This window comes from Peredibacter starrii (genome assembly GCF_034259205.1).
Lineage (GTDB): Bacteria > Bdellovibrionota > Bacteriovoracia > Bacteriovoracales > Bacteriovoracaceae > Peredibacter > Peredibacter starrii.
In genome coordinates, this window is record NZ_CP139487.1 from 1,810,094 (window position 1) to 1,824,225 (window position 14,132).

Consider the following 14,132-nt stretch of genomic DNA (forward strand, 5'->3'; position numbering starts at 1 on the left):
TAGTAATCAGGGGATTAGGGTGTCTAATTTTTTGACAGTCTTAGAAGAATCTTCAATCTTACCACTCACTGATCCTTATTTATCTATAATGAGGCCCATGAAATATCTTTTTACCTTACTTCTTCTTGGTTCACTAAGCGTTTCTGCTATAGCAGAAGATAAAGATACCCTTTGGGAGAAGTTCGCTCGTTATACGATGCTGGCCGACTCAATGGTAAAGGGAAGTCTCGATAGTCGTGGTCTTACCTTTGATACTTTATTTCAACCTAACGTCTCTACATGGACCTCCATCGCTAAAGAAATCGATGATGCTTTAAAGAACGCTTCTTGTAAGAATGTGGACTGTGGTGATTATGAAACAGATTTTACTTTCATCACGAATTCGGCCATCTCTTCTGCTGATCACTTTGAGATCCTTGAAAATAAACGCTCTTTTGAACTTCGCCGGGAACTGATTAATAATGCTCAGTCGAGCATCCATGTTCTGGTCTGGGCGGTTTATGACGATGAAACCGGTAAAGAGTTCGAGCAACTTCTGTATAGTGCGCTTGAGAGAAACCCTGAAATGGACATTCGTGTAATCGTGGACGGGAATATTGCCAATATGAAAGGCAAGAAGCTGCTCAAGCGCATGGAGAAAAACACGAGAGGGAAAATTAAGGTCATCCGCTGGAAAAGTAAAAAATATCGCGCCAATGGAAACCATAGAAAGCTCATGATCGTGGATAAGAAACATGTGATTGTGGGTGGAATGAATATTGGAAACAACTATTCTCATATGGGCGAGGACTCTGAGTGGAGAGATCTTGATCTCTATATCAGAGGGGACGCTTCAGGCCTGTCAGCGGATAATCGTTTTGTCGATGTCTGGAACAAGCAGCTGGATGAGTTCAAAAAGCTCCGTAGAAACCTTGATTATATGTTACCTGACTATACCGACAGACCTGCTGGTCGTGTTCCTGTCACATTTGTGGATCAGCATCCTGGCTCTGCCATCAAGAACGCTTATCATAACATCCATACTGGAGTGGTGAAGCTTCTGCGTGATGCTCAGGAAACAGTTGATATTGAAAATGCCTATTTCATCATGGATCCGGTAATTAGAAAGGAACTTGAGAACCTCATTAAAAGAGGTGTTAAGGTCCGTATTTATACCAATTCCAAGACCAGTGTGGATGAGGGACTGGTGAGAATGTCGATCATGCACAGTGCTCGAGGTGCCGCCGATATGGGGGCCTTGATTTATCTCAAGAAAGGTCATGAGACCCTTCACTCTAAGTATATGATTGTTGATAAAAAGATCAGTATGATTGGAAGTTTCAACTTACATCCCAGATCCCTTCGCTTTGATGCTGAGAACGTGGCGGTAATCTTCGATAAAAACCTCTCAGAGCAGCTAACGGAGCATTTCGAGACGGGGATTCAAGAGGCGATTCATTTCGAGCGTCCTGAGGAATATGAAGTGGACTGGGATCTCATGGGCATCCTAACTAAAAGCTTTTATTTCGACTTCTTGTAGACAACCTTAAGGGGCCTATAAGATTTCTTGAATAATTAAGGTTGGAATATATTCGGCCCGATACCACTCTTATGAAAGATAATCGTTGTTTTGTATGTAAGTTTCATCAAGAGCAGACCGAATGTACTACCCATGATCAAATTTTTGATGGGAAAGGTAATTCGAAAACGCTTCCACTTTGTTACAACCACTCAGTTGAACTTTATAAAACGGGACAGAAAAACTTTCTGCAAAAACACCGTAGCATTTTCTTAGGAAATTTTGGTTTTGAAGGGGATTTAGATTTAATGAACTATTTCCAGACGGAACCAAAATACAGGGCCTGGACTTAAATCCAGGCCCGATAGATCTTAATCTTCCATTCTCATTTCGTCTTTTACTTTACCTTTAGCATCGTCATATTCTTGTTTTACATCAAGCTCTTCTTTCTCAACGTCTTTTTGTTCATCACGGACGTCCTGCATTTCCTCATTTACATCCTCTTGTTCTTCACGGATGTCTTCGTTAGCTTCATCTGAGATTTGGTCAGCACGAGATTCCTCTCTTTGAATGTCACTTCCTGTGGTGCTTTTGTTTTCGCTACGGTTACAACCGATAGAGAACACCATTAGAGAGATGAGAGACATAATTAGCATTAACGTTTTCATAAACCGCTCCTTGGTTAAGCATTATTCACTCTAAACGATACGCTTTAGGTTATTAAACTTTAATGTCTCTCAAAATTCTAAGACCCACTAAGTCTGTCATTACCCAAGGAGTAATTAAGATTTCTGGGAGTAGTCGAAGTGCTAGCATCATTACTATCAGGAGGATGTTTATGGGAAATACTCTCGAAATCATCTTAACAATCATCGCCATGAGTTTCTGGATTCTCTTCCCCATTGGGATGTTCCTTTCAGTGAGTCGAGTTGATAAAAACACTGATCAAATCATTCGCTTAGAGCATCACGAGCAGTATTCGATGCCGGAATTCAAAACGCGCGCAAGACCGGTTGTGCGTCATTTTGATTGGCATCACCCAATTCTGTATTTCCGTAATTGGCTGCATTACGAATAGTCTCACTGCACATTGGACAATCGCGACCGTTTTCCTAGGATAACTCCACCATTGGAGGATTCTTATGATAAAGGTCGCTTCTTTATTGCTTACTGGTTTTGTGATGGTTGGTTGCGCTTCAAAAAAAGAGCTGAAGGATTTTACCAGTAAGGACAAAGACCAATTGGTGCTTGATAAAAAAGTCGAAGGAACTCTTCCCACTGAAGTTCAACCTGAACTTCTTGAGATCGCTCAGTTCAGAGGAGTACAAGTCACAGGCATTGCCATCGCAAAAGACGGACGAATGTTTGCGAGTTTTCCTCGTTGGCGCTCGGACGTTCCTTTCTCTGTGGTAGAAATCATGCCGGATGGAACTCACAGACCATATCCTAATGAATCCTGGAACACGTGGAATGGGAAACCGGAAAAAAATCACTTTACTTGTGTTCAGTCTGTTCAGGTTCATGGGAACTCCCTCTACGTTTTAGATCCAAGTAGCCCGGAAATGAAGGAAGTTATAGGGAAGGCCAAGCTTTATGAATTTGATCTTGCGACCAATAAATTAAAGCGCACCTATGAATTTGATGAGACGGTGGCACCTAAGACCTCATATCTGAATGACCTACGAGTGGATGATGAGACCAAGAAAATTTTCATCACTGATTCCGGGATCGGCGGCATTGTTGTTCTGGATATGAAAACCGGTGAAGCGCGCCGCTTTCTGGATAAGCATCCTTCAACTAAATCTGAAAACGTGACTTTAACGGTGGAGAAGAAAGAATTTCTAAAAGCAGATGGTGCCAAACCTCAGATCCATTCAGATGGAATCGCCTTATCTCCCGTTGATAATAAACTCTACTACCATGCTCTAACTGGTTATACGCTTTACCGCGTACCGGTCGATGCTCTCGCTACATCAGCAAAAGATGAGACTCAGGTGATTAAGAAAGTAGAGAAGTTAGGAGTAACACCCGCTCCGGATGGAATGATTTTTGATAAGAATGGAAATCTCTATATGGCCGATCTCGAGCGAAATGCCGTGGCCTATCGAACACCAAGTGGTGAGATGAAAATTCTGATTCAGGATGAAAGAATTAAATGGCCCGATACTTTTACCATTGATGCCCATAATAATCTCATCTTCACTGACTCTTTACTTCAGGACGCTCCTGCCGGGAAGCCAGTGGATGAGATGACTTTCAGAATTTATAAGGTGGCACTTCCGAAGTCCACTAATTAGGGTTGATCCATTGTTTTCCGTTCATTCGGAAGTAACTTTGGATCAGAAAGCGGAACATCTTGATGTTTCTTTTCTTTCTCTAATTGTTTTTTTCTTTCATCCAGGGCCTCTTCCTGCTCTTCTATTTCGGCCTCTTCTTTTTGGATAGTATCCGGAGTCATATGGTTTTCATCCGGGACATATTCTCCAACGGCGAAGACGGTAGGAGTAATTAATAGAGTAAGAATGCTTGATAGAAATAATTTCATTCCATCCTCCTTGGTTAAAATCATTTTAATCCTTATAAACATTACGTCCGCTGAAGTTGTACAAAAGTCGGCCATCTTCATTTTAAATTTTGAATCCATTATTTTTCATTCAGAACTCATGGGTGTAACTTAAAAGTAAGTTCAGGAGTGTGACTCAAGAGAAGTTGAAAAGCATCATTTGAAAAGCACAATGTAGAAATACATCTTGGACGAAATGGCCATCGTAAGATGGCCATTTATTTTTGGAGGTTACCCATGAACTGGAAGTGGTTAATCCTGATTTCTGCCATTGCTTGTTCAAGTAATGATCCAACTCCCTATCAAAAAGCAAAAAAAGGTCGAGGCTTTGATGACCGTGAAGAAGACGGCATTCGAATCTCAAACTTCCGCGCGAACTCTTACACGAAAGTGGCCAATGCCCGTCTCTATGCTGAATTCCATGCGATAGAAAATTGTAAGAACGAGGCCGGAAGAACCGCCAATATTCTTGATATCTATGATCGCACAGAGGCAAAAGAAATTACTCGCACCACAGGCAGTGCCTTTGGACCGACGTACTATGGTGGTTACGGTATGTATCCCTACTATAGTCGATATTCGACGTTTGGAGTGGGGGCCAGTTTCAATACCATCTCCACTGATACCTGGAATGAGACTTTGGTCTATCCCAACATAGACGTGCTTTATACTTGTGAAGCGGAAGTGTGGCGACCGAAGGTCATGTTTCGGGAAGTGCCGGCGGATGAGATGAAGCACTTAGTGAAGGATTTAAAAGGTGGCCTTCAGGTACAGAAGGTCATCGCCGATTCACCTAACCATAATGTTCTGGATGAAGGTGATATTATTTTAAGGGCGAATGGAGTACGTATTGATCGAGTTTATCAACTCATTCATTTATTCAGTGATAAATCCCGTCAGGTGAAGGTGGAGTTCTTACGTGAAGGTCAGAAGAAAACTGCCACTCTTAAATCAGACAACGTCACAAGCTTTGTCGGCGAGGCCGAAAAGAAAATCATCGGTGATGCTTGTAAAAAGAAAGACGTGAAAGAAAATAAACTTTGTAAAAATTAGGAACCACCGAGTGGTGGTCCTAATTTTTTAGTATGTGGTTGGGGCACTTGGACCCACACCAGTTGCTGCTGGAACGAAAGGTCTGCTTTCAGGAACTGAGCTTGGAGTATTAGCAGGAGCTCGTGGAGTCACGGTATCATAGTTGGAAGTAGGTGTGGTTCCGAGAGATCCTCGGGGGATATCGCCTGATGCGCTTCCGCCCATTGGATTAGTCGTATCTTGCATTTGTTCTTGTTGCAATGTTTGATCGAAATTATTTCCTCGAGGAATGGTATTGCTTGGAATGTTCGTTGGTGCAGTGGTTGAATTTGCCCCACCCATTGCCCCGCCAAAACCAACTCCGGAAGGATTATTTGATGTATCTATATTACTCGAGCCTGGCATTCCCGTCGCCGTGGTCTGGGCGCCAACCTGGGCCGCAAAGAGAATCATCGCGACCGATAAAATCATTTTTTTCATGAACACCTCCTGGCACTTTATGAGGTGCAAGGTCGATGCCGCTAGAGGGCCAGCGTTGATTCTTGAGTAAGTGAGGAAAGCCAGCCAAGAATATTGTCTTTGTCTTGTATGAGGCCCTTATATTTTAATATCGCCTCATCCATGCTCTCAATACATTGATTGATGAGTTTCAGATCTTCTACAGGAAGAGTTTCTACATCAGTAAATGTGGTCTTGATGGTGAAGCCGATGAGCTTTTCTGAAATAGGAAAAAGCGTCTGTCTTTCCATTCGAATAAAAAGTTTGGGATTTAACGGATCAAATGATCGCCCTTGCCACTCTTCCATAGGCATACCGATTGGAGGAATTGGATGGTGATTCAAGCGATTATCAGTGGCCACTCCCCAAGCAAAGCGCTCCATCGCTCCACGTTTTTGTATCTGCTCAAACATTTTAGGGGCCGCTTTTGAGATGGCATCAATATGAGGAATAGGTGCATGAGAATCTAAGAAGCTTTTGCCGATTTTTTTATGAGCGTCCCAGTGATTAGGGGACATGAGATGAATCAACGCCAGCCACTCTTTCCCGTCTTCCATTTTCCAAACCGAGAAGTCTTCCGGTACTTGTGAGATTAAAAAATCAATCTCGTCCTTAAAGATGCCCTCGTAAAGCGTTTTAGGAATGAGAGTTCTGAGTTTGTGCGTGATGAGTTCTAATTCAGAAAATGTAAGGCCCACAGAATCTGGATAGTGCTTATCAATTCCTTCCGTGCGGGCCTGGATTTTATTTTGTAAGTAGCGAGTGAGCTCAGGCTCAGGTAAGAAGATGGGTCTTGCCTCGAGAGGCTTTAGCCCGGCCGTAATAATGAATTTTCCGTTCTGCCAAGGACGATCATTCATGGCGCTTCTATATCAGGGAGCGTTTACGAAAAAAAGTCCGAAATTTTGCGTTAAATGTTAACGTTCATCATTTTCAAAGTGTTAGGCCCGAAACGATCGGTAAATTGAATCGCAAGATTCTCCGTCGCCTCATCGCTTCCTTTAACTTCGATAAACATATCAAAGAGAGTGCGCTTCGCCTTAAGTTCAATCACGCCGTTATTGAGCTTCCAGGTACCGTTCCCGTCGCCGAGATTAGGGAGGTTGTAATAAAAGCGATTGTCCTCATAAAGAGCGATCTCAATCGGGTAGCTATTGTTCACGATGGACTTATCTAAAGTGAGGTTAGGGTCCTTTGGCATATTTTTCGAATTCACGAATTTTGTCAGGGCCGAATCTTGAACTTTATAGAGTTTGGTCGCTTCTTGTTTTCCACAAGAGATGAGTAGCATTAAGGGCATGAGCATTAAGTATTTCATACCCAAAATGGTAACTAGGTTTCAATTTGATCGGCAAGCTTATAATCTGCCTGTTTTCTTCCCCATGTCTTTGTAGAAGGCGATGTAGCGCTTCATAACGTGGATTGGATAGTCCTTTGGATAAACATTGCGAGAAACGGCGTTTTTAACAGACTTAGGTCCCATATTGTAGGCCGCTAGATAAAGCTGGCCATGACCTTCGAACTTGTTACGTAACCAAGAAAGGTAAGCAACACCCAGTTTAATATTGGCAACTGGATCACGAAGAGTTCTTTCTCCGTGAAATTTTGTTTTTAAAATATCAGACATCCACTGGCCTGTTGTCGGACGGATTTGCATCATACCGATTTCACCAACCGGGCCCACTGCTAGTGGATTAAAGCTTGATTCACCTGAAATTACTGCCATTACAAAGTATGGATCTAGAGAGTTCTTAGCAGATTCTTCGATAATCGTTTTAGCAATAGTGTAAGCACGGTATTTGAAAGAATTTGGAAGACGCTTTTTAACCACTTCGTGGATGTTCTTCTCAATGTCTTTACGTGTTTCAAAACGAGACACGATACTTTTCTTATAGCTTGCACCCATAAGTTCACGAGCGTGCTCCACTCTACGAACACTCGCAATTTCACGAGTAGGAAGAGTAGAAGCGAAAGTCATACCTGAAGAAAGGATCAAAAGTGTAAATAGTGTTTTCATACCTGACTAAGGAGCAAGGTTTATGCCAACTAAAAGGCCCTAAGTTGTGGATTTTGAGGGGGAGGTTTGGTCAGGCCTTAGCCACTGCCTGTCTTTTGGCCAGTGGTTCATTGAGTTTCGAGGGGTTGGGTGACTAAGATAAGCCATGGATATCCTATCCGCAGATAACTATGTAATGGCCCGTATGATCTTCGACCGTACTTTGGGGGCGATCTACTTTATTGCGTTTTTAAGCGCCTATAACCAGTTTCCTGCACTCTTAGGGGAGCATGGATTGCTGCCAGTGCCGGACTTTGTGAAGCGAGTGAAGTTCCGTCAATTTCCTACGGTCTTTCATTGGAAGTACTCGGACTCCATGCTGAAAATCATGTGTGGGGTGGGAATGTTGTTAGGACTGCTTCTGACTTTTGGCGCCTTTGATTATGCACCAATTGTTGTTCATATGCTTTCGTGGCTCACTCTTTATGGACTGTATCTGTCTCTAGTGAGTGTGGGGCAAGACTTCTATGGCTTTGGTTGGGAGACCATGCTTCTCGAAGCTGGATTCTTTGCGGCCTTCATGGGTCCTTATTGGGTAACACCTTCTTGGATACCGATTCTTATTTTGCGTTGGATGCTTTATCGAACTGAGATGGGTGCGGGGCTGATTAAACTTCGCGGCGACCAGTGTTGGAGGGATCTGACTTGTTTGTATTATCATCACGAGACGCAGCCATTACCAAATCCATTAAGTCGTTATTTTCATCATTTGCCAAAATGGTTTCATCGCTTTGGAGTGGTCTTTAGTCACTTCTGTCAGTTGGTGGCGCCCTTTGGTTTATTTTTCCCACAACCCATTGCAGCTGTGGCGGGATTCTTTTTGATCTTTCATCAAATGATTCTGGTGGTGAGTGGAAATTACTCGTGGCTTAACTGGCTCACTATTGTTTTAGGTGTTCTTGCTTTTAGTGATGGAGGAATCGCAACGACTCCGGCCCCTTTGTGGTTTCAGATTATTCAGATAGGGATTGGTGTGCTCGCGATCTTTCTCAGTTACCGTCCATTTTTAAATTTCTTCCAGAAGCGTCAGTATATGAATTACTGCTGGAACCGCTGGCATCTCGTTGGTGCGTATGGGGCCTTTGGAAGTGTGACGAAAGAGCGGTATGAAATTGTAATTGAAGGGACTGATGAGATCTCTCCGGATGAAAAGACTGTTTGGAAAGAATATGGTTTCCGTGGAAAACCAGTAGAGCTTAATCGCACGCCACCAGTTGTGGCCCCTTATCATCTCCGACTTGATTGGATGATTTGGTTTTTACCATTTGGAGTTTTAGTTGGGGACGATGACATTTATGTCCAAGGACATGATCTGTGGTTTGTGCGTTTTATGCTCAAGCTTCTACGAAATGATAAGCGACTTTTGAAATTACTTCGTCACAATCCGTTTCCAGATGATCCGCCGGTGTGGGTGAGGGCCAAGTTTTATCAATACCACTTCACAGAAAGTGGAGAGAAGAACATTTGGAAGAGAACCTACAAAGGAGAGTATTGTCCGGAGCTCTCGCTTAAGAGTTTGCCAGGCCTTGTATAAGAAGGTCCGCCGTCTTTTGATTACAGGCCATCGGGATGTCATACACGACTGCAATTCTCAGGAGTGCTTTTACATCCACATCATGAGGATGTGGAGCAAGAGGGTCCCAGAAGAAAATCACGGCATCGATTTTACCTTCCGCAATTCCCGCACCAATTTGCTGATCACCACCTAGAGGACCGCTTTTGAATTTCACCACACTCATGCCAGTGGCCTCTTCAACCCGTTTTCCAGTCGTTCCTGTGGCAAATAAATTAAATTTCTCTAGTTCTAGTTGGTGAAGCTTGGCCCAGCTAACCATATTGTTTTTCAAGTTGTCGTGAGCGATGAGGGCAATATTCTTTTTCATATGAAAAACCTTATTAAAATAGTCCGAGAGGAAAATTAGGCATTTAAACTTTAAAGGCTAATTTAACAACTCATAAAGACGATAGGACATATGTCAGTAAATCTCAAGAGTTACTTGGAAATGATCAAGACAAGCTTTCTAACAATTTTAATCCTGATGTTTGTTACTAGTTGTAACAACGTAGGAAATATTTTTGGTGGAAACATTGTGGTTAATGTTAAAGACAAAGATCATCCACCTTACATTGAACAAGTAAAAGTTCAGAACGATCAAATCGTAGTCAGCGGAAAAAATCTCGATCGAGTGGTTCTTGCTAAAGTTGGATCGCATGATTTTCAAATTGAATCAAAGACATCAGATAAGCTTATTTTGAATGCTAAGAGTGCATTGAGTTTCTTAGTGGGAAGCGCTTTAAATTTAGTTGTTTCAAACTCGGAAGCATCAGCCACTTTTCCTCTGACTTTTGAATTACAAAATGGGCAAGTGACTGCTTCTAAGCTTCATCATATGAATGCTTCAACTGGTGACTTCTTACAATTTAATGGTTCAGCATGGGCACCGGCTTCTCTTTCTACTAATCAGGTTTATGTTGGGACTTATAATGCGACAACTGATACTCCCAATCTTTCGGCGGGAGTAGCGGCGGCCGGAACTTACTATATTGTAACAACTGCGGGCACTCAGGATCTTGGTTCCGGCATCATGAACTTTGATGTTGGTGACTGGGTAATCTCCGATGGGACGAACTGGAGTAAAGTGGCAGTTGGGACAAACACTGTTTCTAACTTCAATGGTAGAACGGGTGCTGTGGTTCCGTTGTCTGGTGATTATTCGTGGAGCATGCTGACGAAGGCGGCCGGAAAACTGACTGGTTCTAAGCTTCAGGAAATTGCCGATGTTGATGTCGCTGGCATTCAAGATGGGGACATGCTTATTTGGAATGCCGGAGCTCTAAAATGGGAAAGTGCTCCTCAACCATCAGTCTCAATTCCTGCGGGATCTGTGACTAACACTCAACTTGCTACCAGTGCAGTTGATTCTTCTAAAATTGTGGATGGATCGATTGTTAATGCTGATATCTCAGCGACTGCGGCGATTGATCAATCGAAGATCAGCAATCTCACAACAGATTTAAGCAATAAAGAACCGAAGATCACTGCGGGAACTGCTGCTCAATACTGGAGTGGAACTAAGGCCTGGCAGAATTTAAATCCGGCCGTGATTGGTTCAACACTTACGGGTTACTCTGCTTCTGCCGGAGCGATCACTGCGGCCGATTCAATCTTATCTGCCATTAATAAACTTAGTGGCAATATTGGTCTGGCGACTGCTTCTCAAGGGAACTACGTCTTGAAAGCAGGGGACACCATGAGTGGGCCACTTGCGATGGGTGGAAATAAAGTAACTGGTGTTGCTGATCCAACTGCGCTTCAAGATGCTGCTACAAAAAATTATGTCGATACACAATTAAGCAGTAACTCATATTGGGCCAAGACTGGTTCTGATATCAACTATAGTGCCGGTCAAGTCGGTGTGGGAGTCGCTTCTTTCTATCCGGACATGAAGCTTCAAATTGAACAGCGTTTAACCAACGCGGTAGGAAGAGCTTTAAATGCAGACACAAGACAGCACTCATCCGCTAACGGAAACTTCAGTGCTCTAGGGGGAGTATTTAAGGCACAGGCAACTGTAGATGCAGGGGTGACTAACTCTGGCTCAGTAAGTGGTTCATGGAGTGTGGGGTTCAGAAATAATATTCCAGGAACAATTGATAACGGAACACTTGCTTCGCTCCGTGCTGCTTATTTTCAGTATGGTCATTACGATACTGAAGCTGCATCGGCTCCGAGCACGACGGAAGTCATCGGTCTTTATCTTTCGCCATATTATAAGAAAGGGACCATCACGAATCTCTATGATATTTATGCTCACCCTGGTTCACCTGGTGGAACAGTCACAAACTTTTATGGTCTCTTCTTTGGTGGATCACATAAGAAGCACTATCTAGAAGGGAACTTAGGTTTAAATAAAACAGATCCAACTGAGAAGTTGGATGTGATTGGTAACATCGCTGTTGATGGAAAAGTTCGTTTTAAATCAGATAACACCAACTTCGTTGAACTAAGAGCGCCTGCAAGTTTAGCTGGAACAATTGCTTTCAATCTTCCGGGAACTGCCGGATCTTCAGGACAGGCCCTTGTGACTGATGGTGCGGGAAATCTTTCTTGGTCAACAGTATCATCAGGTGCCATCGCGGATGGTTCTGTTAGTTACGCAAAATTAAATCTTGCCAATGGTGATATTCCTCTCGCAAAACTTGCAGGTGCTTCAGACGTCACCAAGTATCTGAAAGGGGACAAGAGCTGGGGCACATTCATCACGGATGTTTTAGCTTCGACTTTTGCGACAGTCACCCCATTGAACACGGCGATTGCCAATGGTGATTCATTACAAACAGTGGTGAATAAAACTCAGGGACAAATTAATAATCTAGTTACCAACTCGTTAAATAAAACCGGAACAGATTCGGTCACAGGAACCATGACGATTGCTCCGGCGGGAATGCTTAAAATTTCCACCACTGCTTCTGGCGCGGATCTGACTGAAGCGACCAACGTTCAGTATGTGCAAAATTATGTGCAGTCATTCGGTCAGTGGGACAAAAACGGTTCGGCGCTTTATACAAATAAATTCGTGGGATTTAATAACAATAGTCCATCTACATTTTTCCACGCCATTGGCACCGGTAGTGCAGATGATGATTTGATGATCGATTCCTTCAGTGATACTGCAGAATCTGCCATTATGCTCAGACGTGCTCGTGGGACAGCTGCGGCACCAACTCCGCCACTGGCCAATGATCGACTCGGCTTTTTAGGTTTCCGCGCTTTGACTGCGGCCCCAAATACTTATGTTGAAATGGCACGAGTACAAGGATTGGCCGAAACAGACATTGCAACATCAATGACAGGGTTCCTGCAATTTTGGACTCGTAATAATGGTTCTTATACTGAGAAAATGCGCATTACTGGTGCGGGGAACGTGGGGATTGGAACCACAACTCCAGATAAAAAACTCGTTGTAACTGATACTGCTGTTACTGCGGATGGTGCAAGATCTCCTGTTGCTGAATTCAATGCTACTGCTACTGCCGCGTCTGGAGGGGCCAAACGAGGGATCGTCCTCTATGGTGCGGGATTTACCGGAAGTTTAGGGATTGGTAAAAACACCAATGCTCCTTTGCATTTCTTGTCTTTTGCCGGAACAGAGCTTGCGACCATTATGGATAATGGTAATTTCGGAATTGGAGTTAATGCTCCTTCTTATCCACTTCAAGTAGAAACTACTAATACAGATACCTCTTCAGCTTCTCAGATCGCGCAAGCTGTAAACGTCTTTAACTTGAACCCAACTGCCGCGAGTTCGGCCAATTATTATTCTCACTACAACGTCACTAAGCCGATGGGCGCGCAGAATTTTACCGGTTATATCCAAGGTGACCGAGTGATTATTGATAATGCCAATACAGGAACCATCGCTAATATTTATGGTCAATATACTGCGGTTACCAATACATCTACAGGAACGGTGACATTGGCCAATGGTAGTAGAAACAATGTTATTAATTCTTCATCCGGAATAATCACCAGCGCACGAGGTGGATCATTCGGAGTTCAGAACAGTGGTACAGGGACGATCACCAATGCGTATGGTTTACAAGTTGATCCTCTTAGTAATGCATCCGGTACGGTGACAAATTATTATGGTCTACATATTGGAGGTAGCGGTACCGTTGCCACAAATAGATGGGGCGTTTACGTTGCCGATGGCGCGAACTATTTTGGAGGCACAGTAGGTATTGGAACGACTCCATCCTTGGCCTCAGGATTACATGTTAAAGGAACAGGTGGGATTGCTGCCTTTCAGGCCGCTGGCACAACTGACCATGGTTACATCACGTTCTTCGTTGATACAGACAACCCAAATACTCGCTCTGGATACATTGGATATCCTTCCGCTGGTTCTACCGTACTTACAGTCTCAAACGAGCTGGGAAATGCAGTTCAAATCGGTCATTCATCTCTTAAAAACGATTTAGTGGTAAACGGCACGGCCACCACTTGTGCCATCGGTAATGGTGTTGCATCGACCAGCTGTACCTCTGATGCTCGCTTGAAAGATAATGTTCGTGTGATCCCGGATGCCCTTCGAAAATTTTTAAATCTTGAAGGTGTGTTCTTTGATTGGAACAAAAACGCAAACACTCCAGGCAAACCTGGTATGGGTGTGATCGCTCAGAAAGTAGAGAAGGAATTTCCTCTTGCTGTAACAACAGATAAGAAAACTGGTTACAAGCAAGTCGACTACGCTTCTTTAATTTCTCCTTTGATCGAGGCCTTCAAATCTTTTTATCAGGAATTCCAGGGCACCAAACGCTCGATCGCGTCTTATGAGAAAAAACAGGTTGAACTTGAAAGCCGCGTGAAAACTCTTGAAGAGCAGAACAAGCAACTACTCAATATTATTTGTCGTAAAGATCCTGCCGCCTGCAAAGCTCCCTAGTAAAAAATACTTAAGAAATCTCTAAATCTTCTACTTAGT

Annotated in this window: 14 protein-coding genes; 7 read left to right on the forward strand and 7 right to left on the reverse strand. The window is 43.3% G+C overall.

Annotated elements, in window-relative coordinates:
• Positions 1 to 97 precede the first annotated feature (97 nt).
• Positions 98 to 1,519 carry a phospholipase D-like domain-containing protein gene (locus SOO65_RS09165; protein ID WP_321399597.1) on the forward strand — a complete coding sequence of 474 codons (1,422 nt, stop codon included), beginning with the start codon at positions 98 to 100 and terminating at the stop codon, positions 1,517 to 1,519.
• 71 nt (positions 1,520 to 1,590) lie between these two features.
• Entirely contained in the window at positions 1,591 to 1,851 is a 261-nt protein-coding gene (locus SOO65_RS09170) for a hypothetical protein (protein WP_321399599.1), read from the forward strand.
• A gap of 18 nt (positions 1,852 to 1,869) precedes the next feature.
• Here SOO65_RS09170 and SOO65_RS09175 read toward each other — a convergent pair whose 3' ends face one another.
• Positions 1,870 to 2,166 (reverse strand): hypothetical protein, encoded by a 297-nt coding sequence (locus SOO65_RS09175; protein WP_321399601.1) that lies wholly within the window; start codon positions 2,164 to 2,166, stop codon positions 1,870 to 1,872.
• Positions 2,167 to 2,336: 170 nt separating this feature from the next.
• Between SOO65_RS09175 and SOO65_RS09180 the strand changes: the two genes are divergently transcribed.
• Both SOO65_RS09180 and SOO65_RS09185 read left to right on the forward strand, forming a co-directional pair.
• Positions 2,337 to 2,576, forward strand: coding sequence for a hypothetical protein (locus tag SOO65_RS09180; protein WP_321399604.1), 240 nt, complete (start codon positions 2,337 to 2,339; stop codon positions 2,574 to 2,576).
• Between the two features lie 64 nt (positions 2,577 to 2,640).
• Entirely contained in the window at positions 2,641 to 3,795 is a 1,155-nt protein-coding gene (locus tag SOO65_RS09185; RefSeq protein WP_321399606.1) for an L-dopachrome tautomerase-related protein, read from the forward strand.
• On the opposite strand, the gene SOO65_RS09190 is transcribed toward SOO65_RS09185, so the two are convergent.
• Positions 3,792 to 4,043, reverse strand: a complete 252-nt coding sequence (locus tag SOO65_RS09190; RefSeq protein ID WP_321399607.1) for a hypothetical protein — start codon at positions 4,041 to 4,043, stop codon at positions 3,792 to 3,794. The two genes, SOO65_RS09185 and SOO65_RS09190, sit on opposite strands and share 4 nt — an antisense overlap.
• Positions 4,044 to 4,298: 255 nt before the next feature.
• On the opposite strand from SOO65_RS09190, the gene SOO65_RS09195 reads away from it, so the two are divergent.
• A complete protein-coding gene (locus SOO65_RS09195; protein WP_321399609.1) occupies positions 4,299 to 5,114 on the forward strand; it encodes a PDZ domain-containing protein in 816 nt (271 codons plus the stop codon).
• Positions 5,115 to 5,141: 27 nt separating this feature from the next.
• Here SOO65_RS09195 and SOO65_RS09200 read toward each other — a convergent pair whose 3' ends face one another.
• Genes SOO65_RS09200 through SOO65_RS09215 form a run of 4 tightly spaced genes read right to left on the reverse strand, consistent with a single transcriptional unit; the run spans position 5,142 to position 7,608 of the window.
• Positions 5,142 to 5,573, reverse strand: a complete 432-nt coding sequence (locus SOO65_RS09200; RefSeq protein ID WP_321399611.1) for a hypothetical protein — start codon at positions 5,571 to 5,573, stop codon at positions 5,142 to 5,144.
• Between the two features lie 41 nt (positions 5,574 to 5,614).
• On the reverse strand, positions 5,615 to 6,451 hold the full coding sequence (locus SOO65_RS09205) for a heme-dependent oxidative N-demethylase subunit alpha family protein (protein ID WP_321399613.1): 837 nt from the start codon (positions 6,449 to 6,451) through the stop codon (positions 5,615 to 5,617).
• Positions 6,452 to 6,501: 50 nt separating this feature from the next.
• Entirely contained in the window at positions 6,502 to 6,909 is a 408-nt protein-coding gene (locus tag SOO65_RS09210) for a hypothetical protein (protein ID WP_321399614.1), read from the reverse strand.
• 39 nt (positions 6,910 to 6,948) lie between these two features.
• Entirely contained in the window at positions 6,949 to 7,608 is a 660-nt protein-coding gene (locus SOO65_RS09215; RefSeq protein ID WP_321399616.1) for a lytic transglycosylase domain-containing protein, read from the reverse strand.
• A 145-nt stretch (positions 7,609 to 7,753) separates the two neighbouring features.
• On the opposite strand from SOO65_RS09215, the gene SOO65_RS09220 reads away from it, so the two are divergent.
• Complete coding sequence (locus SOO65_RS09220) at positions 7,754 to 9,181, forward strand: lipase maturation factor family protein (RefSeq protein ID WP_321399618.1); 1,428 nt, start codon at positions 7,754 to 7,756, stop codon at positions 9,179 to 9,181.
• Here the strand turns inward: SOO65_RS09220 and SOO65_RS09225 are convergent.
• Positions 9,156 to 9,530 carry a methylglyoxal synthase gene (locus SOO65_RS09225; protein WP_321399621.1) on the reverse strand — a complete coding sequence of 125 codons (375 nt, stop codon included), beginning with the start codon at positions 9,528 to 9,530 and terminating at the stop codon, positions 9,156 to 9,158. The genes SOO65_RS09220 and SOO65_RS09225 overlap by 26 nt on opposite strands.
• A 90-nt stretch (positions 9,531 to 9,620) precedes the next feature.
• Here SOO65_RS09225 and SOO65_RS09230 point away from each other — a divergent pair, with 90 nt between their 5' ends.
• Positions 9,621 to 14,093 (forward strand): tail fiber domain-containing protein, encoded by a 4,473-nt coding sequence (locus SOO65_RS09230; protein ID WP_321399622.1) that lies wholly within the window; start codon positions 9,621 to 9,623, stop codon positions 14,091 to 14,093.
• Positions 14,094 to 14,132 lie beyond the last annotated feature (39 nt).